This is a genomic window from Mycobacterium scrofulaceum (assembly GCF_001667885.1).
Lineage (GTDB): Bacteria > Actinomycetota > Actinomycetes > Mycobacteriales > Mycobacteriaceae > Mycobacterium > Mycobacterium scrofulaceum_C.
Genome location: NZ_LZJW01000049.1, coordinates 95,063 through 119,322, shown reverse-complemented (window position 1 = coordinate 119,322; position 24,260 = coordinate 95,063). Strand labels below are relative to the sequence as shown.

General features: G+C 69.8%; 24 protein-coding genes. 16 read left to right on the top strand and 8 right to left on the bottom strand.

Going from position 1 to position 24,260, the window contains the following annotated elements; genetic code table 11:
• The first annotated feature begins 202 nt into the window (after positions 1–202).
• The 13 genes from A5681_RS06660 (at position 203) to egtE (ending at position 13,069) form a co-directional block, all read left to right on the top strand.
• Positions 203–1,468, top strand: a complete 1,266-nt coding sequence (locus A5681_RS06660; RefSeq protein WP_067270935.1) for an aspartate kinase — start codon at positions 203–205, stop codon at positions 1,466–1,468.
• 2 nt (positions 1,469–1,470) lie between these two features.
• A complete protein-coding gene (locus A5681_RS06655) occupies positions 1,471–2,517 on the top strand; it encodes an aspartate-semialdehyde dehydrogenase (protein ID WP_067270931.1) in 1,047 nt (348 codons plus the stop codon).
• A 7-nt stretch (positions 2,518–2,524) separates the two neighbouring features.
• Positions 2,525–3,667, top strand: a complete 1,143-nt coding sequence (locus A5681_RS06650; protein WP_067270928.1) for a DUF4185 domain-containing protein — start codon at positions 2,525–2,527, stop codon at positions 3,665–3,667.
• 47 nt (positions 3,668–3,714) lie between these two features.
• Complete coding sequence (locus A5681_RS06645; protein ID WP_067270925.1) at positions 3,715–4,095, top strand: VOC family protein; 381 nt, start codon at positions 3,715–3,717, stop codon at positions 4,093–4,095.
• Positions 4,096–4,178: 83 nt separating this feature from the next.
• The gene (locus tag A5681_RS06640; RefSeq protein WP_067270921.1) at positions 4,179–4,565 is read left to right on the top strand and encodes a hypothetical protein; all 387 of its coding nucleotides are present in this window, start codon (positions 4,179–4,181) and stop codon (positions 4,563–4,565) included.
• A gap of 159 nt (positions 4,566–4,724) precedes the next feature.
• Positions 4,725–5,198, top strand: coding sequence for a hypothetical protein (locus A5681_RS06635; RefSeq protein WP_067270918.1), 474 nt, complete (start codon positions 4,725–4,727; stop codon positions 5,196–5,198).
• A 109-nt stretch (positions 5,199–5,307) separates the two neighbouring features.
• Complete coding sequence (locus tag A5681_RS06630; protein ID WP_067270912.1) at positions 5,308–6,756, top strand: catalase; 1,449 nt, start codon at positions 5,308–5,310, stop codon at positions 6,754–6,756.
• 39 nt (positions 6,757–6,795) lie between these two features.
• Complete coding sequence (locus A5681_RS06625) at positions 6,796–7,443, top strand: sensor domain-containing protein (protein WP_156737880.1); 648 nt, start codon at positions 6,796–6,798, stop codon at positions 7,441–7,443.
• Between the two features lie 167 nt (positions 7,444–7,610).
• The gene (gene egtA / locus A5681_RS06620) at positions 7,611–8,885 is read left to right on the top strand and encodes an ergothioneine biosynthesis glutamate--cysteine ligase EgtA (protein WP_067270904.1); all 1,275 of its coding nucleotides are present in this window, start codon (positions 7,611–7,613) and stop codon (positions 8,883–8,885) included.
• Positions 8,886–8,926: 41 nt separating this feature from the next.
• Positions 8,927–10,249: an ergothioneine biosynthesis protein EgtB gene (gene egtB, locus A5681_RS06615; RefSeq protein WP_067270900.1), complete on the top strand. Its 1,323-nt coding sequence runs from the start codon at positions 8,927–8,929 to the stop codon at positions 10,247–10,249.
• Complete coding sequence (egtC, locus tag A5681_RS06610) at positions 10,249–10,962, top strand: ergothioneine biosynthesis protein EgtC (protein ID WP_067270895.1); 714 nt, start codon at positions 10,249–10,251, stop codon at positions 10,960–10,962. Before egtB ends, egtC begins: the two co-directional genes overlap by 1 nt.
• Positions 10,959–11,924 (top strand): L-histidine N(alpha)-methyltransferase, encoded by a 966-nt coding sequence (gene egtD, locus A5681_RS06605; protein WP_067270891.1) that lies wholly within the window; start codon positions 10,959–10,961, stop codon positions 11,922–11,924. Before egtC ends, egtD begins: the two co-directional genes overlap by 4 nt.
• Positions 11,921–13,069 (top strand): ergothioneine biosynthesis PLP-dependent enzyme EgtE, encoded by a 1,149-nt coding sequence (gene egtE / locus A5681_RS06600; protein ID WP_067270888.1) that lies wholly within the window; start codon positions 11,921–11,923, stop codon positions 13,067–13,069. Before egtD ends, egtE begins: the two co-directional genes overlap by 4 nt.
• A gap of 3 nt (positions 13,070–13,072) precedes the next feature.
• Here egtE and A5681_RS06595 read toward each other — a convergent pair whose 3' ends face one another.
• Positions 13,073–13,753: a class I SAM-dependent methyltransferase gene (locus A5681_RS06595; RefSeq protein ID WP_067270884.1), complete on the bottom strand. Its 681-nt coding sequence runs from the start codon at positions 13,751–13,753 to the stop codon at positions 13,073–13,075.
• A gap of 21 nt (positions 13,754–13,774) precedes the next feature.
• On the bottom strand, positions 13,775–15,247 hold the full coding sequence (locus A5681_RS06590) for a glutamate--cysteine ligase (protein WP_067270881.1): 1,473 nt from the start codon (positions 15,245–15,247) through the stop codon (positions 13,775–13,777).
• Between the two features lie 136 nt (positions 15,248–15,383).
• On the opposite strand from A5681_RS06590, the gene glpK reads away from it, so the two are divergent.
• A complete protein-coding gene (gene glpK / locus A5681_RS06585; RefSeq protein ID WP_067271052.1) occupies positions 15,384–16,850 on the top strand; it encodes a glycerol kinase GlpK in 1,467 nt (488 codons plus the stop codon).
• A gap of 23 nt (positions 16,851–16,873) precedes the next feature.
• Here the strand turns inward: glpK and A5681_RS06580 are convergent, their stop codons facing one another.
• A complete protein-coding gene (locus A5681_RS06580; RefSeq protein WP_067270879.1) occupies positions 16,874–17,581 on the bottom strand; it encodes a PadR family transcriptional regulator in 708 nt (235 codons plus the stop codon).
• Between the two features lie 203 nt (positions 17,582–17,784).
• Here A5681_RS06580 and A5681_RS06575 point away from each other — a divergent pair, with 203 nt between their 5' ends.
• The gene (locus A5681_RS06575; RefSeq protein WP_067270875.1) at positions 17,785–18,180 is read left to right on the top strand and encodes a hypothetical protein; all 396 of its coding nucleotides are present in this window, start codon (positions 17,785–17,787) and stop codon (positions 18,178–18,180) included.
• Positions 18,181–18,188: 8 nt separating this feature from the next.
• On the opposite strand, the gene A5681_RS06570 is transcribed toward A5681_RS06575, so the two are convergent.
• Positions 18,189–19,067, bottom strand: coding sequence for an RDD family protein (locus A5681_RS06570; protein ID WP_067270872.1), 879 nt, complete (start codon positions 19,065–19,067; stop codon positions 18,189–18,191).
• A 36-nt stretch (positions 19,068–19,103) separates the two neighbouring features.
• On the opposite strand from A5681_RS06570, the gene A5681_RS06565 reads away from it, so the two are divergent.
• A complete protein-coding gene (locus A5681_RS06565; protein WP_067270869.1) occupies positions 19,104–20,096 on the top strand; it encodes a stage II sporulation protein M in 993 nt (330 codons plus the stop codon).
• Between the two features lie 54 nt (positions 20,097–20,150).
• Here A5681_RS06565 and A5681_RS06560 read toward each other — a convergent pair whose 3' ends face one another.
• Genes A5681_RS06560 through A5681_RS06545 form a run of 4 tightly spaced genes read right to left on the bottom strand, consistent with a single transcriptional unit; the run spans position 20,151 to position 24,251 of the window.
• On the bottom strand, positions 20,151–21,473 hold the full coding sequence (locus tag A5681_RS06560; RefSeq protein ID WP_067270867.1) for a DUF58 domain-containing protein: 1,323 nt from the start codon (positions 21,471–21,473) through the stop codon (positions 20,151–20,153).
• Entirely contained in the window at positions 21,473–22,456 is a 984-nt protein-coding gene (locus A5681_RS06555; RefSeq protein ID WP_067270864.1) for an AAA family ATPase, read from the bottom strand. Before A5681_RS06555 ends, A5681_RS06560 begins: the two co-directional genes overlap by 1 nt.
• On the bottom strand, positions 22,453–23,598 hold the full coding sequence (locus A5681_RS06550) for a DUF4350 domain-containing protein (protein ID WP_067270861.1): 1,146 nt from the start codon (positions 23,596–23,598) through the stop codon (positions 22,453–22,455). Before A5681_RS06550 ends, A5681_RS06555 begins: the two co-directional genes overlap by 4 nt.
• On the bottom strand, positions 23,598–24,251 hold the full coding sequence (locus A5681_RS06545; RefSeq protein WP_067270857.1) for a DUF4129 domain-containing protein: 654 nt from the start codon (positions 24,249–24,251) through the stop codon (positions 23,598–23,600). The genes A5681_RS06550 and A5681_RS06545 overlap by 1 nt, the downstream gene beginning before the upstream one ends.
• Between the last annotated feature and the right edge of the window lie 9 nt (positions 24,252–24,260).

The window sequence follows — 24,260 nt, the reverse complement described above, 5'->3', positions numbered from 1 at the left end:
CGTCGCGGCGTCCGAGGAGGAGCACCCGCTGCACGCCCTGAACTCTACCGCGATTGGCGCCCGGGAGGAAAATCCCCGAAAATCATCACGAAACCGCAGCGTGTGGGGCTCGGCATCGGGGCGTAAACCGTTATGTGCAGCCACGTATTCTGTTGTGGACTTAAAACGTGCCCAAGGGCGGGAAGATTGCGGGAAACATAACGTGGCGCTGGTCGTGCAGAAGTACGGCGGATCATCGGTGGCCGACGCCGACCGGATCCGCCGCGTCGCCGAACGCATCGTCGCGACCAAGAAGCAGGGGAACGACGTCGTCGTAGTGGTCTCCGCCATGGGCGACACCACCGATGACCTGATGGACCTGGCCCAGCAGGTGTGCCCGGCCCCGCCGCCGCGGGAACTCGACATGCTGCTGACCGCCGGCGAACGCATCTCCAACGCGCTGGTGGCCATGGCGATCGAGTCGCTCGGCGCGGAGGCGCGCTCCTTCACCGGCTCGCAGGCCGGCGTCATCACCACCGGCACGCACGGCAACGCGAAGATCATCGAGGTCACCCCCGGCCGGCTGCAGGCCGCGCTCGACGAAGGCCGCATCGTGCTGGTCGCCGGCTTTCAGGGCGTCAGCCAGGACACCCGGGACGTCACCACGCTGGGTCGCGGCGGCTCGGACACCACCGCGGTGGCCCTGGCCGCGGCCTTGCGCGCCGACGTCTGCGAGATCTACACCGACGTGGACGGCATCTTCACCGCGGACCCGCGCATCGTGCACAACGCGCGCCGGTTGGACAAGGTGACCTTCGAGGAGATGCTCGAGATGGCAGCCTGCGGCGCGAAGGTGCTGATGCTGCGCTGCGTGGAATACGCCCGCCGGTACAACATTCCGGTGCACGTCCGCTCGTCCTACTCGGACAAGCCCGGCACCGTCGTCGTCGGATCGATCAAGGACATAGCCATGGAAGACCCCATCCTGACCGGAGTCGCGCACGACCGCAGCGAGGCCAAGGTGACCGTCGTCGGCATCCCCGACATCCCCGGGTACGCGGCGCGGGTCTTCCGTGCCGTCGCCGACGCGGACGTGAACATCGACATGGTGCTGCAGAACGTCTCCAAGGTGGAGGACGGCAAGACCGACATCACGTTCACCTGCTCGCGGGACAGCGGGCCCACGGCGGTGGCCAAGCTGGACGCGCTCAAGGACGAGATCGGGTTCACCCAGCTGCTCTATGACGACCACATCGGCAAGGTGTCGCTGATCGGCGCGGGCATGCGCAGCCACCCCGGCGTCACCGCGACCTTCTGTGAGGCCCTGGCCGCCGTCGGCGTCAACATCGAGCTGATCTCCACCTCGGAGATCCGCATCTCGGTCCTGTGCCGCGACACCGAACTAGACAAGGCCGTGGTGGCGTTGCATGAGGCGTTCGGGCTTGGCGGGGACGAGAAGGCGACGGTGTATGCGGGGACCGGCAGGTAGACATGGGCGCTAATGGGCTGTCAATAGGCGTGGTGGGCGCCACCGGCCAGGTCGGCCAGGTGATGCGCAGGTTGCTCGAGGAGCGGGACTTCCCGGCCACATCCGTGCGGTTTTTCGCGTCGGCCCGCTCGCAGGGCCGCAAGCTGGAATTCCGCGGGCAGGAGATCGAGGTCGAGGACGCCGCGACGGCGGACCCGGCCGGCCTGGACATCGCGTTGTTCTCCGCCGGCAAGACCATGTCATTGGTGCAGGCGCCGCGCTTCGCCGCGGCGGGGGTGACGGTCATCGACAACTCGTCGGCGTGGCGCAAGGACCCCGACGTGCCGCTGGTGGTGTCGGAGGTCAACTTCGACAGGGACGCCCATCGCCGACCGAAGGGCATCATCGCCAACCCGAACTGCACCACGATGGCCGCGATGCCGGTGCTCAAGGTGCTGCACGACGAGGCCGAGCTGGTGCGCCTGGTGGTCTCGAGCTACCAGGCGGTGTCCGGCAGCGGGCTGGCCGGAGTAGATGAGCTGGCCTCACAGGCCCGCGCCGTCATCGACGGCGCCGAGCAGCTGGTGCACGACGGCTCCGCGGTCGAGTTCCCCCCGCCCAAGACCTACGTCGCGCCGATCGCATTCAACGTCGTGCCGCTGGCCGGTTCGCTGGTGGACGACGGCTCCGGCGAGACCGACGAGGACCAGAAGCTGCGTCACGAGAGCCGAAAGATCCTCGGCATCCCGGAGCTGGCGGTGAGCGGAACCTGCGTGCGCGTTCCGGTCTTCACCGGGCACTCGCTGTCGATCAACGCCGAATTCTCCCGGCCGCTGTCGCCCGAGCGCGCCCGGCAGCTGCTCGATGGCGCGCCCGGGGTGAAGGTGGTCGACGTGCCGACGCCGTTGGCGGCCGCGGGCGTCGACGAGTCCCTGGTCGGCCGCATCCGGCACGACCCGGGCGTGCCCGACGGGCGCGGGCTGGCCCTGTTCGTCTCCGGGGACAACCTGCGCAAGGGGGCGGCGCTGAACACCATCCAGATCGCCGAGCTGCTGGCCGCCCAGCTGTGAGAAGCGGGTGAGCACCGCCCCTACCCGACTGGTCGCGCGGTGCTCGCTTGCACTGGCTTTGATTGCCCCGCAATGGTTTTGGCGCGCACACGCGGACCCGCCCGCGCCGGAACCCGAGCCCATCGTGGGGCCGCTGGCGCCCGGCCAGGTGTTGCGGATCGGCCCGACCGCCGGCACGGGCACGCCCACCGGGGACTACGGCATCGGCGCGACCGACCTCTGTGAGTTCGTCGAGTTCCCGGCCGAACTGTTGCAGGTCTGCGGGGACAGCTTCGCCGGCCAGGGCGTCGGGTTCGGCGGCTGGTACGCGCCGGTGGCGCTTCGTGTGGACACCGCGTCCGTCGACGACCCCGGCGGCGTTCGCTACACCGGCGTGACCGGTATCAGCAAACCGCTCCTGGCTGATCCGACCCCGCCGGGTGCCTCGCAGTTGCCCGCCGGAGTGGTGCAGATCAACCGGCGCAACTACGTGATGGTGACGACGACGAAGAACCTGGAGCCGCAAAGCTCGCGGCTCGTGACGGCCGAGCCCGCGCGGGCCGGGTGGCAGACCATTCCCGGGTCGCGCCGGCCCGCCTCCTACCAGGGGGGCTCGCAGACGCAGATCAGCGGCTATTACGACCCGATCCCCACCCCGGAGTCGCCGACCGGCTGGGTGTACATCGTTGCCGACAGCTTCACCCGCCGCGACCCCGTCGTCCTCTACCGGGCCACCCCGCAGTCCTTCACCGACCGATCCCGATGGCAGGGGTGGGCGGCCGGGCCGGGCGGCGGCTGGGGCAAGCCGCCCACACCGCTGTGGCCGGAAGCGGTCGGCGAACTGTGCATCCGGCAAATCGACGGCAAGGCGGTGCTGTCCTACTTCAACGCGGTCACGGGCAACATGGAGGTCCGCGTCGCCGCCGACCCGACAGCCCTTGGCGACGCGCCGGTCACCACGGTGGTCCAGCACGACGAGTGGCCGGATCCGGCGGAAAGCCTGCCGCCGCCGAGTGACAACCGGCTCGCGCAACCGTACGGCGGCTACATCTCGCCCGGGTCCACGCTCGACGAGCTGCGAATCTTCGTGAGCCAATGGGACACCCGCGCGCGCGTGGCCGCGCCGTACCGGGTGATCCAGTTCGCGGTCAACCCGCTCAAACCGGAGTAGGGAGCAGCGCTCGGCGAGCCGGGTTCGTCGTCGTTCACACTGCTTCCATGGAATTCATCAGCGCCGACCCGGTGCTCGCAGTGCACGATCTGGACGGGGCCGCTGAGTGGTTTCGGTCGGTGCTCGGCTGCGACATCACCGAACCGGATCCTGGAAATTGGACGTTCTGCGCCGCGGGGTCCGTGACTTTCCGGCTCGGTCGATGCCCCGACGCCGTGCCTGCGGCCCGGCTGGGCGACCACAGCTACCTCGCGTACCTGACGGTCGATTCCGTCGACGCCTTCTACCGCCGCGCCGTCGCGCAGCACGCCGACGTCATCAAAGCGCCCACCACCGAGCCGTGGGGCAGGCGCGAGATGGGTCTGCGATCTCCCGAAGGGCACCGGTTCATGCTGTCCGAACGGCTCCAGCCGGCTTCGGGACAGTGACGTCCTGAGGCGCGAATCACTCACAGCTGCTACATAAGTGATGCATAGCCGCAACTATTGTTAACGGCTTCATCATTTGTCTCATGAGTGAAACATCTGAAACCCCCACCACGCGGTCCTCCACCGCAACTGCTCCGGCAGCCGCCGCGGCAGCCACAGCCCCCTACCGGGCGGCACGCGTCTTCCACCTCGCCGCGTGGGTCGCCATCGTCGCCGGGATCGTGTTCATCGTCGCGGTCATCTTCTTCACCGGCTTCATCCTCGGCCACCGCGGCGGCCACCACGGCCATCACCACCACAAGCACCACGCGGCGTGGATGCACCCGCACCGCATGGGCGGCCCGGGTGGCCCGGGTGCGCAGCAGGGTGGACCGGCCGGCATCCAGCAGGGCGGACCCGGCGCGGCGACCCCCGGCGCCCCCGGCCCGAGCCAGATCCCGACGTCGGTCGCCCCGTCCCGGACGCCGTAGTCCAAACCGCACACTGAACAACCAGCAGCCCGGTGCTCGTGAGAGCACCGGGCTGCGCGTCGTTGTGTCACCGGCAACCGAGCGCCGCGCAGGGATTCACAGCAAGTTTTCTGCGGCCAACCTGTTAGGCCCGCAGGGGCCCCGGGCACTATTCAAGGCATGACCGAGACATCCGGACCGACGCCACCGCCGACTCCCGCCGCAACCGCCGCACCCGCGCCCCCACCCGCAGAACGCGTGAAACCGCCGGCGCTGTACACGGCCGCGGCGTGGGTGATCATCGTCGCCGGCATCGTCTTCATCATCTCGACGGTCTTCTTCGTCGGTGCGTTCGTCTACGGCTACTACCACCACTGCCACCATCACCACGGCCCGATGTTCAGGCCGGGTGGGGGGCCCGGTGGCCCCGGACCGGGCAACGGTCCGTGGGGACCCGGACCGGGCAACGGTCCGTGGGGACCCGGCCCGAGCGGCCAGTGGGGCTATGGCGGCCCGGGATTGATCGTGCCCATGCCCCCCGGTGGTCCGGGCGGGCCCGGCGGGCCGGCCGGCGGACCCGGTCTGAGCGGCCCGAGCCAGCCGCCGGCGAGCGCCGTCAGCCCGACCCCCGCCGCGCCGGCACCGCGTCCATAGCGGCCGACACGTTTCTTGACGTGGTCCAGAAAAGGAGCATAGTTATTGGCGCACAGGAGTATTCGTCGCCAATACCTGAGGGCAGCCCATCAAACAAGGAGATAGCGACATGACGGAGCGTTTCACCACCAATGACGCCGGCATCGCTGCGCCCAGCGACGACCAGTCGTTGACGATCGGTCCCGACGGGCCGATCCTGCTGCAGGATCATTACCTGATCGAGCAGATGGCCCAGTTCAACCGGGAACGGATCCCGGAACGTCAGCCGCACGCGAAGGGTGGCGGAGCCTTCGGCACCTTCGAGGTCACCAATGACGTCAGCAAGTACACCAGGGCGGCGGTCTTCCAGCCGGGCACCAAGACGGAGATGCTGGCCCGGTTCTCCACCGTCGCCGGCGAGCGCGGCAGCCCGGACACGTGGCGTGACCCGCGTGGCTTCGCGCTGAAGTTCTACACCAGCGAAGGCAATTTCGACCTGGTCGGCAACAACACGCCGGTCTTCTTCATGCGCGACCCGATGAAGTTCCAGCACTTCATCCGGTCTCAAAAACGCATGCAGGCAACGAATTTGCGTGATCACAACATGCAGTGGGACTTCTGGACGCTCTCACCGGAGTCCGCGCATCAGGTGACCTGGCTGATGGGCGATCGCGGCATCCCCAAGTCGTGGCGGCACATGAACGGCTACAGCAGCCACACGTACAGCTGGATCAACGCCGGCGGTGAAATCTTCTGGGTGAAATACCATTTCATCACCGACCAGGGCATCGACTTCCTGCCCCAGGAGGACGCGGACCGACTGGCCGGCGAGGACGGCGACTATCACCAGCGCGACCTCTACGAGGCGATCGAGGGCGGCAACCATCCCAGCTGGACCCTCAAGATGCAGATCATGCCGTACGAGGAAGCCCGGAATTATCGGTTCAATCCGTTCGACCTGACCAAGGTGTGGCCGCATGGCGACTACCCGCTCATCGACGTCGGCAAGATGACGCTGAACCGCAACGTCACCGACTATCACACCGAGATCGAGCAGGCGGCGTTCGAGCCGAACAACACCGTGCCGGGCACCGGGCTGAGCCCGGACAAGATGTTGCAGGCCCGGGGGTTCTCCTACTCCGACGCGCACCGCGCCCGGCTGGGGACCAACTATCGGCAGATCCCGGTCAACGAGCCGAAGGTCGAGGTGAACAGCTACTCGAAAGACGGTGCCATGCGGGTCAAGAACGTGTCCGACCCCGTCTACGCGCCGAACTCGTTCGGCGGTCCGCACGCCGACCCGGCGCGCGCAGCGGAGATCCGCTGGCATGCGGACGGCGACATGGTGCGAGCCGCGTACACGCTGCACGCCGAGGACGACGACTGGGGGCAGGCCGGCACCATGGTCCGCGACGTCCTCGACGACGCTGCCCGGGACCGCTTGGCGCACAACATCATTGGCCACGTATCCAAGGGTGTCAAGGAGCCGGTGCTGTCGCGGGTGTTCGAGTACTGGCGCAACGTCGACCCCGACCTCGGCAAGAAGGTCGAAGAGGGCGTGCGGGGTAACGGGGGCTGACCAACGCGCCGCCGTCCTGGCATGATCGCTTGAATGACCATGCGGGTTCGCGCGGCCGTGATCACCATCGGCCTGGCCATCGGGGGCGCGGTCGCGCCCCCCGTGGCGACCGCCCACCCGTCGGACCCGGGGGTGGTGAACTACGCCGTGCTGGGCAAGGGGTCGGTCGGCAACATCGTGGGCGGCCCGATGGGCTGGGAGTCGGTGTTCACCCGACCGGTCCAGGGCGACTGGGTGGACGTTGCGGTGTGCAACAACTGGGCCGACATCGGGCTGCCCGAGGTGTACGACGACCCGGACCTCGCGTCCTTCAACGGTGCCGTCACGCAGACGTCGGCCAACGACCAGACCCACTTCGTCAAGCAGGCGGTCGGGGTGTTCGCCACCGACGACGCCGCGGGCCGCGCCTTCCACCGCGTCGTGGATCGCACGGTGGGCTGCTCGGGCCAGACCACCGCGATGCATCTGGACAACGGGTCCACGCAGGTGTGGTCGTTCGACGGCGGGCCGCCCGGTCCGGCCGACGCGAACTGGACCAAGCAGGAAGCCGGCACCGATCGGCGCTGCTTCAATCAAACCAGGCTGCGCGAAAACGTGTTGCTGCAAGCCAAGGTCTGCCAATCTGGCAACGCCGGGCCGGCGGTCAACGTGCTGGCCGGGGCAATGCAGAATGCGCTGGGGCAGTGAGCGGGGTTCGGGAGCCGGGTCGGGCAGGCTTGAAAATCGGCACGATCGGGAATATGTCGGGGCCATCTGCTAGATGAAGAAGTGGCGGTTGCCGTCCCCTGGGCTGGGTGGGGAGACAGGTCCGCCGACGCGTGTTCAGGCTTGCTCAGGCCCGAAGGGATAGTGATATGACGTTCGCCGCTATCACTACCGCGGGCTCCGAGCTGGCCGGCCCCGAGATGGCCGACTCGCAGGCCGCCGCGCGCTACATCGCCGACGGCTGCCTGGTGGACGGCCCGCTGGGGCGCGTGGGTCTGGAATTGGAGGGCCACTGCCACGACCCGGCCGACCCGTACCGCAGGCCCGGCTGGGCCGAGATCGGCCAGGTGCTGGAGGGCTTGCCCGAGCTGCCCGGCGGCAGCCGGATCACTTTGGAGCCCGGCGGTGCCGTGGAGCTGTCCGGTCCGCCGGCCGACGGGGTGGTCAGCGCCATCGAGGGGATGCGGCGCGATCAGGCCGTGCTGCGGTCGGCGTTCGCCGCCGCCGGGCTGGGGCTGGTTTTCCTCGGGGCGGACCCGCTGCGCCCGCCCAAACGCATCAACCCGGGCGCGCGTTACCGCGCGATGGAGGAGTTCTTCGCGTCCAGCCGCTCGGGCGACGCGGGCTCGGCGATGATGACGTCCACCGCATCCATCCAGGTCAACCTGGACGCCGGGCCGCGGGCCGGCTGGGCCGCGCGCGTGCGGCTGGCGCACGCGCTGGGGCCCACCATGATCGCGATGGCCGCGAACTCCCCGATGCTGCGCGGCGAGTTCACCGGGTGGGCCTCCACCCGGCAATGGGTGTGGGGCCAGATGGATTCGGCGCGGTGCGGGCCGGTCCTGGGCGCCAGCGGCGACGACCCCGGAACCGACTGGGCGCGCTACGCGCTCAAGGCCCCGGTGATGCTGGTGCACGCACCGGACGCCGCCGCGGTCACGCAATGGGTGCCCTTCGCCGACTGGGTGGACGGCCGGGTGTTGCTCGGCGACCGCCGCCCCACCGTTTCCGACCTGGAATACCACCTGACCACGCTGTTTCCGCCCGTGCGACCGAGGCAGTGGCTGGAAATCCGCTATCTCGACAGCGTGCCGGACGAGTATTGGCCGGCCGTGGTGTTCACCCTGACGGCCCTGCTCGACGACCCCGGCGCGGCCGAATCCGCCGCCGAGGCGGTCGAACCCGTGGCCACCGCCTGGGACACCGCCGCCCGGGTCGGCCTGCGCGACCGGCGGCTGTACGCCGCGGCCAACAAGTGCGTGGCGATCGCCGCCGAGATGGCGCCGCCGGAACTCGTGGATTCGATGCAGCGGCTGGTCGACGCGGTCGAGCGGTGCCGATGTCCCGGCGACGATTTCTCCGATCAGGTGATCCAGCACGGCATCGCGCCCACAGTGGCGCGCCTGGCGCGAGGGGGGCTGTGAGTTCTCCTGATGGTGTCGGCCCGCCGCGGCAAGTCCCCCGCATGCGGGTGGTGCCCGCGGCGCTTGGTCTGCAGTCGTCATGCCGGGCGAGCCTTGCCGACGATTTGGCGCGGGCGCGGACGCGAACGTTGGGGCTGGTCGAATTCGACGACGCCGAACTGTACCGGCAGTACGACCCCTTGATGAGCCCGCTGGTGTGGGACCTCGCCCACATCGGTCAGCAGGAGGAGTTCTGGCTGCTGCGCGGCGGTGACCCCGGCCGTCCGGGCATGTTGCCGGCCGCCGTCGAGGGGCTCTACGACGCGTTCGTGCACACCCGCGCGAGCCGGGTCGAGCTGCCGCTGCTGTCCCCGGACCGCGCGCGGGCGTACTGCCGGACGGTGCGGTCGGCCGCCCTCGACGCCCTCGACGCCCTGCCCGAGGACGCCGACAGCTTCCCGTTCGCGTTGGTGATCAGCCATGAAAACCAGCACGACGAAACCATGTTGCAGGCGTTGAACCTGCGCAGCGGCGCCCCGCTGCTGCGCGACACCGTGGCCTTACCGCCGGGCCGGCAAGGCGTGGCCGGCACCTCGGTGTTGGTGCCCGCCGGCCCGTTCGTGCTGGGCGTGGACGCGGCGACCGAACCGTATTCGCTGGACAACGAGCGGCCCGCGCACGTCGTCGAGGTGCCGGCGTTCCGGATCGGCCGGGTGCCGGTCACCAACGGCGAGTGGCGGCACTTCGTCGACGACGGTGGGTACCGGCAGCCGCGCTGGTGGTCCGAGCGCGGCTGGGAGCATCGCCAACGCGCGGGCCTCACGGCGCCGCAGTTCTGGAGCGCCGACGGGCGCACCCGCACCCGGTTCGGCCACGTCGAAGACATCCCGGCCGACGAGCCGGTGCAGCACGTCACCTACTTCGAGGCCGAGGCGTACGCCGCGTGGGCCGGCGGGCGGCTGCCGACCGAGATCGAATGGGAGAAGGCCTGCGCGTGGGATCCGGCCACCGACAGCCGGCGCCGCTATCCGTGGGGGTCGCAGCCGCCGTCGGGCTCCCTGGCCAACCTGGGTGGCGCGGCGTTGCGGCCGGCGCCCGTCGGCGCCTACCCGGCGGGCGCCTCGGCGTACGGTGCGGAACAGATGCTGGGCGACGTGTGGGAGTGGACCTCCTCGCCGCTGCGGCCGTGGCCCGGGTTCGTCCCGATGATCTACGAGCGCTACTCGCAGCCGTTCTTCGACGGTGATTACCGGGTGCTGCGCGGCGGCTCGTGGGCGGTGGAGTCCAGCATCCTGCGGCCGAGCTTCCGCAATTGGGACCACCCGATCCGGCGCCAGATCTTCTCGGGCGTCCGGTTGGCTTGGGACGTCGAGGATTCCGCCTGATGTGCCGCCACCTGGGCTGGCTCGGCTCCGATGTCACCGTCTCCTCGCTGGTGTTGGACCCGCCGTACGGCCTGCGGGTGCAGTCGTACGCCCCACGGCGGCAAAAGCATTGCCTGCTCAACGCCGACGGATGGGGCGTCGGGTTTTTCGACCGCTCCGCGGACGGCCCAGTGCCGCGCCGCTGGCGCAGCCAGGCGCCGTTGTGGGGCGACGTGTCGTTCGACTCCATCGCGCCGGCGCTGCGCAGCCACTGCGTGGTCGCCGCGGTGCGTTCGGCGACGGTCGGCATGCCGATCGACGTCAGCGCGACGGCGCCGTTCACCGACGGCCAGTGGCTGTTGTCACACAACGGCGTGGTCGACCGCGCCGTGTTGCCCGTGACGTCGCGGGCCGAATCGGTTTGCGACAGTGCGTTACTCGCGGCCGCCATCTTCGACCGTGGACTCGACGCACTCGCCGAGACCATCACCGAGATCGCGGCGGCCGATCCGAACGCCCGGCTGAACATCCTGGCCGCCAACGGTTCTCGCCTGCTGGCGACCACCTGGGGTGACACGCTGTCCATCCTGCGCCGCGCCGACGGCGTCGTCCTGGCCAGCGAGCCCTACGACAACGACTCGGATTGGGAGGACGTGCCGGACCGCCACCTCGTCGAGGTCACCGCGGCCGGTGTCGCGCTGACCCCGCTGGATCACTCGGAAGGTTATCGATGACGCTGACTCTGTCCAACCACCTGGCCGCCGACTCCGCTTACCGGGCGCTGCGCCGCGACGTGTTCGACGGCCTGCAGCAGACGCCGAAGTCGTTGCCGCCCAAGTGGTTCTACGACTCGTTGGGCAGCCACCTGTTCGATCAGATCACCCGGCTGCCCGAGTACTATCCGACCCGCGCCGAGGCCGAGATCCTGCGCGCCCGCTCGGCCGACATCGCGGCGGCCAGCGAGGCCGACACGCTGGTGGAGCTCGGCAGTGGAACCTCGGAGAAGACCCGGCTGCTGCTCGACGCGCTGCGGGAACGCGGGCAGCTGCGCAGGTTCGTCCCGTTCGATGTCGACGCCGGCATACTCTCGTCGGCCGCGGCGGCCATCCAGCGGGAATACGTGGGCGTCGAAATCAACGCGGTCTGCGGCGATTTCGAGGAACACCTGAACGAGATCCCGACCGGCGGGCGCCGCCTGTTCGTGTTCCTGGGGTCCACGATCGGCAACTTGACACCCCAACCGCGCGCGCAGTTCCTCTCGAGCCTGTCCGCCCAGATGGGGCCGGGCGACACTCTGCTGCTGGGGACGGACCTGGTCAAGGACACCGACCGCCTGGTGCGCGCCTACGACGACTCGGCCGGGGTGACCGCGGCGTTCAATCGCAATGTGCTGGCCGTGATCAATCGGCAACTCGACGCCGACTTCGACGTCGAGGCCTTCCAGCACGTAGCGCGCTGGAACGCCGATGAGGAACGCATCGAAATGTGGTTGCGTGCCGGCCACGCCCAGCGGGTCCGCGTCGACGCGTTGGACCTGACCGTCGATTTCGCGGCCGGCGAGGAGATGCTCACCGAGGTGTCGTGCAAGTTCCGCCCGGACGGGGTTAACGCCGAATTGACCGGCGTGGGACTGCGTCCCACCCGGTGGTGGACGGACGCCGCGGGTGACTTCGGGTTGTCGCTGGCCGTCAAGTGACGCCCGCGGGATCGCTGGCTGACCGATGGCGGGCGGCCCGCCTGCCGGTGGCCGGGCTGCACCTGGACAGCGCGGCCTGTTCGCGCCAAAGCCTTGCCGTGATCGACGCCGCCACCCAGCACGCGCGCAACGAGTCCGAAGTCGGCGGGTACGTCGCGGCCGAAGCCGCCGCGCCCGCGCTCGATGCCGGACGGTTGGCGTTCGCCGCGCTGGCCGGCATGCCCGACGCGGAAGTGGTGTTCACCACGGGCTCCCTGAACGCCCTGGACCTGCTGCTCGGCGCCTGGCCGGCGGACCGCCGCCGGGTGGCGTGCCTGCCCGGCGAGTACGGACCCAATCTGGCGCTGCTGGACGCCCACGGATTCGACCGTCAGCTGCTGCCGACGCTCGAGGATGGCCGGGTGGCGCTCGACGACGCGGCGCTGGCCCTGGATGCCGACCCGCCCGATCTGGTCCACCTGACCGCGGTCGGCAGCCACAGCGGCGTGGTGCAGCCGCTGCCGATGGTCGCGCAACTGTGCCGGGAGTTGGGGCTGCCACTGGTGGTCGACGCCGCCCAGGCGCTTGGCCAGGTGGACTGCGCGGTCGGGGCCGATGTCACCTACGCGTCGTCGCGCAAGTGGATCGCCGGGCCGCGCGGTGTCGGTGCCCTCGCGGTGCGCCGTGAGCTGATGGAGGGTCTGCGGCCGCGGCTGGCGGCACCGGATTGGCTCGCGGGGTCCTTCTCGGTGGCCCAGCAACTCGAATTCGGTGAAGCCAATGTCGCTGCCCGCCTTGGGTTTTCGCTTGCGCTGGGCGAGCACCTGGCGTACGGGCCGGAGGCCGTGCGCGCGCGGCTTGCCGACCTGGGCGGCGACAGCCGTCGGGTGCTGGGCGACGTGGCCGGCTGGGCGGTGGTCGAAGAGGTCGAGGAGCCCAGCGCCATCACCACGCTGGCCCCCGTCGACGGCGCCGACCCGCAAGCGGTCCGATCGTGGCTGCTCGCCGAGCGGCGGATCCTCACTACCTTCGTGGGCGTGCAGCGGGCGCCCCTGCAACTGGCCGGGCCGGTGCTGCGGATCTCGCCGCACGTCGACACCACCACCGGCGACCTGGAGACCTTCGCCGAGGCGCTGATCGCCGCGACCGCGGCGACGTCGGCTTGAGAGTCAGGCCGCCTTGTGCGCCGTCAGCAGGTAGGCGGGCATCTTGGTCCGGCCCTTCTCGTCGCGGTCATGCGGCGGGAATTCGAAGGGCGCATCGGGAATCTCGACGGCATTCGACAGGATGAATGCCGGGCGGATCTCGTCGATTTCCCAATACTTGCTCACTGCGGCGCGCAGTTCGTCCTCGTCGACTTCGTTCGGCTTCGGTTGCATCTCTGCGGGAAAGGCGCCCTTGGCGAACACCAGGACGAACAAGCTGGCTCCCGGCGCGGCCGCGCGGTGGATGGAGCTCAGGTAGCCGTCGCGGCCCTCGACCGGAAGCGAGTGGAACAGCGTGGAATCGACGACGGTGGAGAACCGGCCGTCGTAACCGCGCAACGACGTGATGTCCGCCTGCACGAAGCTCGCTGTGGTCAGGCCGCGGTCCTGGGCGGCCTTGGTGGCCGCCGCGACCGCGGTCGGCGTCAGGTCGACACCGACCACCGTGTAGCCCTGGGCGGCGAGCGCCAACGACAGCTCGGCGACCCCGCAGCCGGCGTCCAGCACGTCGCTGCGGAACTTACCGGCCGCGGCCAATGCGGCCAGTTCCGGTTGCGGTTCACCGATGTTCCACGGCGGCGGACCCTGGAAGTGCGCCTGCTCCCGGTATGCGCTGTCCCAGTCCATGACCTGATCGTCCGGCATGGTTTTCAACGTACCCCGCGGTCAGGACTCCCAGGTGTGCACCGGTTCGTTGGCGTGCATGTGCTCGCAATACCGGCGCAGCATCTCGGCCAGTGCCGCCGGACGGGTCATCCCGGTCTCTTCCAGCGCGCGCACGGTGGACACCTGCCAGCTGGCGCCGTTGCGGCCGGTCCGGGCGCGGCCCTCGATGACCCCCAGGAAGCGGTCCCGCACGTCTGCGTCCACACCCCAGCGGCGCAGTCCCTCGTCGGCGATGGGCAGCAACGTGTCGAGGACCAGCGTGGTGGCCCGCACCTCGCCCAATCCCGGCCACTGCACCCGGGCGTCGATGCCGTTGCGCGCCGCCTCGAGGAAATTCGCTTGTGCCGCAGCGAAATCCATGCGCGCCCAGACCGGCTCGTGGTCCTCGGAAAGGCTACGCAGCAGGCCGTAGAAGAAGGCCGAATTGGCCAGCATGTCCACCACGGTCGGGCCGGCCGGCAACACCCGATTCTCCAGCCGCAGGTGCGGTCGCCCGTCGACCACGTCGTAGACCGGCCGGTTCCATCGGTATACGGTGCCGCTGTGCAGCCGCATTTCGGCCAGCCGCGGCGCCCGGCCCGCGGCCAGCTCGGCGAGCGGATCCTCGTCGGACACCTCGGGCAGCAGCGGCGGGAAGTAGCGGATGTTCTCCTGGTACAGGTCGAGGACCGAAGAGATCCACCTTTCACCGAACCACACCCGCGGCCGCACACCCTGGGACTTCAGCTCCTCGGGCCGGGTGTCGGTGGACTGCGTGAACAGCTCGATGCGCGTCTCGGCCCACAGCTGGTGGCCGAAGAAGTACGGCGAGTTGGCTCCCAGCGCTAGCTGCGGCCCGGCCACCGCCTGGGCCGCGTTCCAGTTGGCGGCGAACGTCTCCGGCGCGACCTGCAGGTGCAATTGGATGCTGGTGCAGGCGGATTCGGGCGCTATCGACACGGCCTGCCAGCTCAGCGGTTCGGGGCCGGAGATGTTGATCGGGATGTCCTCGCCGCGGGCGGTGAAGATCGAGTCGTTGAGCGCGGCGTACCGGCGCGAGTCGCTCATCCAGCCGGCAACCAGATGCTCGGGCATCAGCGTGGGCAGGATGCCGATCATCACGATGTGCGCCCCGCCGACTCCGGCCTTGATCTCGGCGTCGTTCAGGCTGGCCCGCACCTCGCCTTCCAGGTCCAGCGCGGTGTGTCCGGGCAGCGCGTGGGGCGGCACGTTGAATTCGATGTTGTAGGCACCCAATTCCGGCTGGAATGCCGGATCCCCGATGGCGTCCAGCACGTCGCGGTTCGACATCGCCGGCTGGTAATCGGCGTCGACGAGGTTGCACTCGATCTCCATGCCCGTGAGCGGCTTGTCGGCGTCAAAGCGCGACTGCGCCAGCATCGTCGCGAAGACGTCCAGGCATAACTGGAGCTTGCGCCGGTATTCCCGCCGATGTGCGCTGTTGTACGTGGTGCGCTTGACCTCTTCGCCCACACCGCCGATGGAACAGGGTAACCGGCGGTAACGCAAGCTACGCCGTGAGCTTGTCGTGCCGGGCAGACCGTGATGGACTCCTGACGTGTCCGAGTTTGTCGCCGCCATCGACCAGGGAACCACCAGCACGCGCTGCATGATCTTCGACCACGACGGGGCCGAAGTGGCTCGCCATCAGCTCGAGCACGAACAGATCCTGCCCCAGGCGGGGTGGGTCGAGCACGACCCGGTCGAGATTTGGGAGCGTACCTCCTCGGTGCTGATGTCGGTGTTGAACCGCGCCAACCTGACCGCCAAAGACATTGCCGCGCTGGGCATCACGAACCAGCGGGAAACAACGCTGGTGTGGAATCGGCGCACCGGGCGGCCCTATTACAACGCGATCGTCTGGCAGGACACCCGCACCGACCGCATCGCGTCGGCGCTGGAACGCGACGGCCGTGGCGAGGTCATCCGCCGCAAGGCGGGCCTGCCGCCCGCGACGTACTTCTCCGGCGGCAAATTGCAGTGGATCCTTCAGAACGTCGATGGGGTGCGGGAGGCCGCCGAAAGCGGTGACGCCCTGTTCGGCACCTCGGACACCTGGGTGCTGTGGAATCTGACCGGCGGCCCGCGCGGCGGCGTGCACGTCACCGACGTGACCAATGCCAGCCGGACCATGCTGATGAATCTCGAAACCCTCGATTGGGACGACGAGTTGCTGTCCTTCTTCGACATCCCGCGTGCGATGCTGCCGGCGATCGCCCCGTCGTCGTCGCCGCAGCCGTACGGCGTCTCCGCGCAAACGGGGCCGGTCGGGGGCGAGGTGCCGATCACGGGGGTCCTCGGTGACCAGCACGCCGCGATGGTGGGCCAGGTGTGCCTGGCGGAGGGCGAGGCGAAAAACACCTACGGCACCGGAAACTTCTTGCTGCTCAACACCGGCGAGACGATCGTGCGATCGGACAACGGGCTGCTGACCACCGTCTGTTACCAGTTCGGCGACGCCAAACCCGTGTACGCGCTTGAGGGTTCGATCGCGGTCACCGGAGCTGCCGTTCAGTGGCTGCGCGACCAGTTGGGCATCATCAGCGGCGCCGCGCAAAGCGAGTCGCTGGCGCGGCAGGTCGCCGACAACGGCGGCGTGTATTTCGTGCCGGCGTTCTCCGGGTTGTTCGCGCCCTATTGGCGATCCGACGCCCGCGGAGCGATCGTGGGGCTGTCGCGGTTCAACACCAACGCGCATCTGGCCCGCGCGACGCTGGAGGCGATCTGCTACCAAAGCCGCGACGTGGTGGACGCGATGGCGGCGGATTCCGGTGTGCGCCTTGAGGTATTGAAGGTGGACGGCGGCATCACCGCCAACGACCTCTGCATGCAGATTCAGGCCGACGTGCTCGGGGTCGACGTGGTGCGGCCGGTGGTCGCCGAGACGACCGCGCTGGGCGCGGCGTACGCGGCGGGTTTGGCGGTGGACTTCTGGGCCGATCCGTCCGACCTGCGGGACAACTGGCACGAAGACAAGCGATGGACGCCGGCGTGGACCGACGAGCAGCGCGCCGCCGGCTACGCCGGTTGGCGCAAGGCGGTGCAGCGGACCCTGGACTGGGTCGACGTGACCTGATCCAGGGTCCGCTGTGTCAGGGCCTAGTCCTCGCCCAGGATGCCGTAGACCTCGCGTCGCGCATTGTTGAGGATCTCGACGATGCGCTGCTGCTGCTCGGCGGTGGCGGTGTGCGCGGACTGCGCGACCGCGCCGAACAGCTGGCCGATGGCCGCCCGCAGGTTCATGTGACCCGGGTCGGCGCCTTCGGCGATTTCGTCCCACGGCGGGGTCTCGACCTTCTCGGCCGCCGCGCGGCCCTCGTCGGTCAGCTCGAACAGCTTCTTGCTGCCCTCGCTCTCGCTCGCGGTGATCAGGCCCTCGTCGGTCAGCAGTTGCAGTGTCGGGTAGACCGAACCGGGGCTGGGCTTCCAGAGCCCGTTGCTGCGTTCGGCGATCTGCTGGATCATCTCGTAGCCGTGCATCGGCCGCTCGGCGAGCAGCACCAGGATGGCCGCCCGGACGTCACCGCGCTTGCCGCGACCGGGGCCGCCGCGTCGCCATCCGCCGCGCCGGCCGCCAGGGCCGAAACCGAAACCCGGACCGAATCCGGGGCCGAACCCCGGGCCGAACCCGGGACCGAAACCAGGGCCGAATCCCTGGTCCCCCGCGTGGTCGCGGAGGTGTTCGAAGAATTCGCGCCGGGCCTGGCGCCTGGCGCCGTGCAGGGCGCGCCGCTGTACCGGGCCGGCGGCGAAGCCGAAGCCCTGACCGGCGAACGGTCCGATGGGGGGAGTGAATGGGTTGCTCATTGTTTGTAGTCCTCACGTTGTCGGAGAGCGCACCCGTCTGTGCGCTTCGAAGTATCACGATATATCGGAAACGATCGCGATGCAACGGGTGATGCCGCGGCGGCCCTCGTGAGGCCCTTGACCTGCGGTCGACGACCGCACCGGCCGCCACTCGCACGCCCGGCCCCGTTTGCGCGCGATAGGCGGCGGGTAGGAACTCTGGGATGAACGCTGACAACTCCAACCTCGCGGTGGGCAGCGGAACGTCCGGTGCGACCGGCCCCGCGCAGGGTGGCAGCGGACCCAGAAGTGGCGGCCGCAACGTGTGGCCCTGGGTCAACTGGGCGCTGGCGCTGGCCACGGTGCCCGCTGCCGCCATCGTGATGCTTTTCGCGCTGGGAGCGGTGATGAGTACCGACGGCTGCGCCGACGGCAATTGCCCGGGCCACGGGGGAATCGATTTCGGGGTCGCGTTCTACGGCGCCCCTGCCGTCGCCGTCGTGGTGATCGTGATTTCCCTGTTCACCGCCAAGCGTCGCGGCGGCATCGCGGTGCCCCTGTTCGGTTGGGCGCTGTTGATCGCCGACGTCCTGCTCATGGTGGCGAGCGTCTCCGGCTAGCGCACCCGTCAGCCCGGTGGCGAGAAACCGCCCGGGGCGGGATTCGACGGGGCCTGCCGCGGTGGGCCCGGGTCCGGCCACGGGACGGCTTGTTGTGGTGGCGCCGGAGGCCACGACTGCCACGGTGCCGGGCCGGCCTGCGGCATTGCGGGACGCAGCCTGGCCAATTCGCGGCGGTGCCGTTCGGCGAGCACGGCGGCGAGCACCAGCTCCGGCGGGGTGCCGGGCGGGGGCGGCGGCGCGATGCGGCTCATCACGTCGCCGGCGATGCGGTATGCCATCTGGAGGCGTAACTGGCGATCGAGTTGCGGTGCACGCGAAAGGAATTGGCGTGCGACCTCGGCCTGGCCGGGGGACAGTCCGGAAAGTTGCAGCGACGAGGCCCACCAGGCCAGCGAAGGCGGCATCACCGGCGGGGGACCCAGGCGCGGCCCGCGCTCGTTCACGACCACCGTGCCGGCGAAGATGTCGCCGATGCGCTTGGCCTTCGGCGACAGGATGCTGCAGATGACCGCCGGACTCCCGAACAGCATCCAGATCTCCACCACCGCAGCCAGGGCCCGAAAGAGGGCCTGGCGGAACCGTTCTGGGCCCCCGTCGTCGGACACCACGCGCAGTCCCATCGCGATCTTGCCCACCGAGCGCCCGCGCGTTGCCGTTTCGAGCGTCACCGGATAGCCGACGAGCACCAGCACCGTAAAGATCAGCAGCACGGCGGTGCTCAGCGCCGAGTCGTACTGGGTCAGCGTGGCGGCCCACAACATCAGTCCGAGCACATAGCAGACGACCATCACGGCGATATCGATCAGTGCGCTCAAAGTCCGCACCGGCAACTGGGCGATCTGCACGTCGAGCACGACCGCGTCGCCGGTCACCACCTCCGACATAACACCGAACGGTACAGGGCGATTAGGCTGCGCAGGGTGGACGTCGACGCATTCGTGCTGGCCCATCGCGGCACCTGGGACCGCCTGGACCGGCTGGTCGGGAAACGTCGCTCGCTGACCGGCGCCGAGGTCGACGAGCTGGTGGAGCTCTACCAGCGGGTGTCCACCCACCTGTCCACGTTGCGCTCGGCGTCGTCGGACTCGCTGTTGATCGGTCGGCTCTCGAGCCTGGTCGCGCGCGCCCGTTCCGTGGTGACCGGCGCGCACGCGCCGTTGAGCAGCACCTTCGTGCGGTTCTGGACGGTGTCCTTCCCGGTGGTCGCCTACCGGTCGTGGCGGTGGTGGCTGGGCACCGCGGTGGCGTTCTACGGCGTGGCCGTGGTGATCGCCTTTTGGGTGGCGGGCAATCCGGAGGTGCAGTCGGCCGCCGGAACCCCAAGTGACATCGAACAATTGGTCAACCACGACATCGCCGCCTACTACAGCGAACATCCCGCCGCCGCGTTCGCCCTGCAGATCTGGGTGAACAACTCCTGGGTGTCCGCGCAGTGCATCGCGTCGTCGGTCCTACTGGGACTGCCGATTCCGTTCGTGCTGTTCCAGAATGCCGCAAACCTGGGACTGATCTCGGGGCTGATGTTCCAGGCCGGCAAGGGTGGTCTGCTGCTCGGCCTGCTGATTCCGCACGGGTTGCTGGAGCTCACGGCGGTGTTCCTGGCGGGTGCCGCGGGCATGCGGCTGGGGTGGTCGGTGATCGCGCCCGGCGACCGGCCGCGCGGGCAGGTGCTCGCCGAGCAGGGCCGCGCCGTCGTCTCGGTCGCGATCGGTCTGGCCGGCGTGCTGTTGGTTTCGGGGCTGATCGAAGCGCTGGTCACGCCCTCGCCGTTGCCGACGTTCGTTCGGGTCGGCATCGGGGTCATCGCCGAGGCGGCGTTCCTCGCCTACATCGTGTACTTCGGTCGCCGCGCGGTGCGGGCCGGTGAGACCGGTGATATCGAGGACGCGCCCGACGTGGTTCCCACCGGCTAAAGCCGATTGCCCGCCTTCTCCTCATGCCGTTGCACGGCGTGCATCGTCGGCGGGCTAGAGCCGGCCGGTGGCCTTCATCGCCAGGTACCGGTCGGCCAGGGCGGGCGCCAGTTCGGCGGGTGGGGCGTCGACGACCTCCACCCCGCTGCGGCGCAGCCGCGTGGCGATCGCACGGCGGTCGTTGCGGGATCGTTCGGCGGCCGCCGCGTCGTAGACGGCGGCGGGATCCGAACGCCCGGCGGCCATTTGGTCGACCCGCGGATCCGCGACGGCCGCGACCATCAGGTGGTGTTTCGCCGACAGTTGCGGCAGCACCGGTAGCAGGCCCTCGTCGAGGGCGGTCGCGTTGAGGTCGGTCAGCAGCACGACGAGTGAACGCCGGCGGGCTCGCCGCGCGATGGCGGAAACCATTGCGGTCCAATCCGGTTCGAGCAGCGCCGGTTGTAACGGGGCCATCGCCTCGACGAGGTGCGCGAGCAGTTCGGTGCGAGAAGCCCCGAAGACGCCGGCCCGGGTGATCCGGTCGTGGGCGAGGAAGTCGACGTGGTCACCGGCCCGCGACGCGAGCGCCGCCAGCAGCAGCGCGGCGTCCATCGACCAGTCCAGCCGGGGCCAACCGGCGGGGTCGGCGGCGGTCGGGTCTACGCCCACCCGGCCCGCCGCGGTGCGCCCGGTGTCCAGCACGATCACGACACGCCGGTCGCGTTCGGGGCGCCAGGTGCGCACGACGACGTCGGCTCGCCGCGCGGTGGCGCGCCAGTCGATCGACCGGACGTCGTCACCGACGACATACTCGCGCAGTGAGTCGAATTCCGTTCCCTGCCCGCGGATCAGCGTGGGCAGCAGCCCGTCGATCTCACGCAGTTTGGCCAGCCGCGCCGGCAGGTGCTTGCGGGACAGGAAGGGCGGCAGCACCCGAAGCAGGCCGGGCACCGATTGTGAACCCTGCCGTCCCGCCAGTCCGAGCGGGCCGATGGACCGGGCGGTGACCACCGCCGCGCGCTGCTCGCCGCGGCGGACGGGCCGCAGTTGGGACTGGACGTGCTGGTGCTGCCCGGGGGGAATGTTGACCGGATGGATGCGGGGGCGCGCGCCCGCGCTGGGCGGCCACGCGTCGCGAACCTGGCCCCGGAATCGGCGCCGGCCGTGGTTGTGGATCAGCAGCCCGACGTCCACCTGCTGCGCGAGCCGGGCGGAGCGGTCCGGCGACCGGGTGTAGCGCAACTTGCGGGTGCTGGCCGCCAGCGCGATGTCCACGAACACCGCACCCAGAAGGGCGATCAGCAGCATCCCGAAAGTCCTTGCCGGCCAAGGGGAGAACGCGATGGGCAGGACGCACATCAGCGCGACCAGCCCGGTGCGTCCGGTCAGGACCACTAGCGGGGCACCGGAACCGACGCCAAGATTCCGTCGAGGACGCCGTCGGGGGTGGCCCCCTCGAGTTCGGCCTCGGGGCGCAGCATCACCCGGTGCCGCAGCGTCGATCGGGCCATGGCCTTCACGTCGTCGGGGGTGACGTAGTTGCGGCCGGACAGCCAGGCCCAGGAACGGGCCGTGGCCAGCAACGCCGTCGCCCCGCGCGGCGAGACGCCGAGCTGCAGCGCGGGCGAGGAGCGGGTGGACCCGACGATGTCGACGATGTAGCCCAGCACCTCGTCGGCGACCAGCACGTGGCGGACGGCGTCGCGCCCGGCCGCCAGTTCGGCGGGCCCGGCCACCGGTTTGATCGCCGACAGGTCGCGCGGATCGAAGCCGTGGGCGTGCCGGCCGAGGATGGCGATCTCCGAATCCCGCGGCGGCAGCGTCACATTCAGCTTCAGCAGGAAGCGGTCCAGCTGGGCTTCGGGCAACTGATAGGTGCCCTCGTATTCGACGGGGTTCTGGGTCGCGGCGACGATGAACGGGTCGGGCAGGGGCTGGGCCACGCCTTCCACGCTGACCTGGCGCTCCTCCATGGCCTCGAGCAGGGCGGCCTGCGTTTTCGGCGGGGTGCGGTTGATCTCGTCGGCAAGGAGCAGATTGGTGAACACCGGACCGGGACGGAACGTGAACGCGGCGGTGCGCGCGTCGTACACCAGCGACCCCGTGACATCGCCGGGCATCAGATCGGGGGTGAACTGCACGCGCTTGAACTCCAACCGCAACGCGGCCGCCAGCGCCCGCACCAGCAGCGTCTTCGCCACTCCCGGAACGCCTTCCAACAACACATGGCCGCGACACAGCAGCGCGATCACCAGGCCGCTGATCACCCCCTCCTGCCCGACGACGGCCTTGGCGAGCTCGCCGCGCAGCGCCAGCAGCGCGTCTCGCGCCGACTCAGCCGTGGGGGTGGTCTCCGCTGGGGAAGGGGTCTGCGTCACGTCCGTGTGACCTGCCTTTCGATGTCGTCGAGCGCACGGGCAAGTTGTAACAGGTCGTTGTCGGTCGCCGGGGGCGGGCCGAACAGCTGGTAGGAGACGTACGCCGGATCCGCCCCGCTGCGGGCGGCCACCGCGGCCGCCACCGCGGGCGCCGACGCGCCGGTGTTCAGTCCGAGCCGGGGCAGCAGCCGCTGCATGGTGGCGGTGCGCAGCGCGGCGGCGGCGCGGTCGCGGGCCCGGCGGGAGCGGTACAGCCGACCGCGGCCCTCGACGGTCTCCGACGCGCGCACCACGACGGGCAGTGCCTCGGCGACGAGCGGGCCGGCCCGCCGGCCCCGCCACAGCGCAACGAGCAGGACGACCAGGCACAGTTGCCAGACGATCCACGTCACGCTTCGCGGGATCAGGTCGGCGATCGAGCCCGGCGGCGGCGCTTCACCCTCGATCCGGTGGGGCGCGTACCAGACGAGCCGGGGGCAGGCGCCCGCGAGGTTCATCGCCAGGGCGGCGTTGCCCGCCTGCAGCAGGGCGCCGTTGGTCAGGAAGTCGGTGCTGCCGACCGCGGTGATGGTCCGCCCGCCGTCCCGGAAGCGGACGAGCGCGCCGCCGTAGCAACGGGTTAGGGGTCGGCCGTCGGTGGCTCGGTAGGTGTCGCTGGGGCCGAATCGAACCGGCCCGGCCCGGGTCGCCTCGCGCAGGGTGCAATCGGGGTCGCTGTCGAAGTCGTCGGCCGCCGAGACGCGCAGGCCGGGCATCAGTGCCTCGCGAGTGCGTGAGGTCGGTTCCACGAGCAGCAGATCGCCGGGCGCCCTGGACAGGCGGTCCAGCAGCGACTCGGTGAGGTATTGGCTCTGCGCCACCAGGATCAGCGAGTCGGGGCGCGCCGCCCGTTCGACATCGGCGATGTTGTCGGCGACAACGACGTCGACCCCGCCGTACCGCAGCAGCGCCACCAGCGCGTGCGCACCGTCGGGTCCTGTCGACGCCGGATCCATCCGCGCTCCCGGGCGCGGCGCGGTCAGGTAGGCATCGACACCGGCGATCAAGGCGAGCACGGTCAGGGTGAGGATCACCCAGCGCCAGGATCGCCAGCGCTGCAACGAAGTCGGGCCTGCCGGGTCGGGACGCGCCGTGGTCGCCATCACCGCACCTGTGCCCATGAGTCGGGCGCGGCGGGTTGCCCCGGACCCGCGGGGACAGCCGCCGAGCGGGAGCGCAGGTGGTCGTCGAGGTCGGCGATCATCTGGTATGCGCTCTGGGTTCCGGGGCGCTCCCCGTAGGTGACGTCGTTGAAAGCTGTTGCGGCCTGGGTCAATTCGCCGGCGAGGTGTGGCAGGGCGGCACCGGCGTCGACGGCCAGTTCGTTGGCGGTCCGGCCGGGTGCCGGGTTCAGGACACCGGTCTCCTCGAGCTGGCGGGCGACCGCCCGAAGCCGGTGCCGGATCGCCGCGGCCCATTCGCCTTGCGCCGCATAGTCTTCGGCCGTCGTCCGATGCTGGGCGGCGGTGAGCTGCCCGGCTTCGAATAACTGGTAGTCACCGCCGCGGTTGGTGCGCATGGTGCGTCGGGCGACGTGGATCGCGACCGCCAACGCGATCGCCAGCATGATGAAAAGCACGGTGGCCGTGAGCCACCCGCCGGGAAAGGAGGCGGTCTTCTGCAGCAGCCGGTAAATGAGCTCGTTGAGCCACTCGGCCATCTGATGCCCGGCCGAGCCCTTCGAGTAGATCGGCTTGTTGAGCTCGGCCTGGGCGGCCTCATGCGCGGCATCGCGGTCGATGTCGATGGAGGGCACTGTCCCACT

Bases quoted from the DNA above. Each gene is read 5' to 3' on its own strand.
- A5681_RS06655 (WP_067270931.1), top strand. From the start codon at position 1,471: ATGGGCGCTAATGGGCTGTCAATAGGCGTGGTGGGCGCCACCGGCCAG.
- A5681_RS06645 (WP_067270925.1), top strand. From the start codon at position 3,715: ATGGAATTCATCAGCGCCGACCCGGTGCTCGCAGTGCACGATCTGGAC.
- A5681_RS06640 (WP_067270921.1), top strand. From the start codon at position 4,179: ATGAGTGAAACATCTGAAACCCCCACCACGCGGTCCTCCACCGCAACT.
- A5681_RS06635 (WP_067270918.1), top strand. From the start codon at position 4,725: ATGACCGAGACATCCGGACCGACGCCACCGCCGACTCCCGCCGCAACC.
- A5681_RS06630 (WP_067270912.1), top strand. From the start codon at position 5,308: ATGACGGAGCGTTTCACCACCAATGACGCCGGCATCGCTGCGCCCAGC.
- A5681_RS06625 (WP_156737880.1), top strand. From the start codon at position 6,796: ATGCGGGTTCGCGCGGCCGTGATCACCATCGGCCTGGCCATCGGGGGC.
- egtA (WP_067270904.1), top strand. From the start codon at position 7,611: ATGACGTTCGCCGCTATCACTACCGCGGGCTCCGAGCTGGCCGGCCCC.
- egtB (WP_067270900.1), top strand. From the start codon at position 8,927: ATGCGGGTGGTGCCCGCGGCGCTTGGTCTGCAGTCGTCATGCCGGGCG.
- egtC (WP_067270895.1), top strand. From the start codon at position 10,249: ATGTGCCGCCACCTGGGCTGGCTCGGCTCCGATGTCACCGTCTCCTCG.
- egtD (WP_067270891.1), top strand. From the start codon at position 10,959: ATGACGCTGACTCTGTCCAACCACCTGGCCGCCGACTCCGCTTACCGG.
- A5681_RS06595 (WP_067270884.1), bottom strand. From the start codon at position 13,753: ATGCCGGACGATCAGGTCATGGACTGGGACAGCGCATACCGGGAGCAG.
- glpK (WP_067271052.1), top strand. From the start codon at position 15,384: ATGATCTTCGACCACGACGGGGCCGAAGTGGCTCGCCATCAGCTCGAG.
- A5681_RS06580 (WP_067270879.1), bottom strand. From the start codon at position 17,581: ATGAGCAACCCATTCACTCCCCCCATCGGACCGTTCGCCGGTCAGGGC.
- A5681_RS06575 (WP_067270875.1), top strand. From the start codon at position 17,785: ATGAACGCTGACAACTCCAACCTCGCGGTGGGCAGCGGAACGTCCGGT.
- A5681_RS06570 (WP_067270872.1), bottom strand. From the start codon at position 19,067: ATGTCGGAGGTGGTGACCGGCGACGCGGTCGTGCTCGACGTGCAGATC.
- A5681_RS06550 (WP_067270861.1), bottom strand. From the start codon at position 23,598: ATGGCGACCACGGCGCGTCCCGACCCGGCAGGCCCGACTTCGTTGCAG.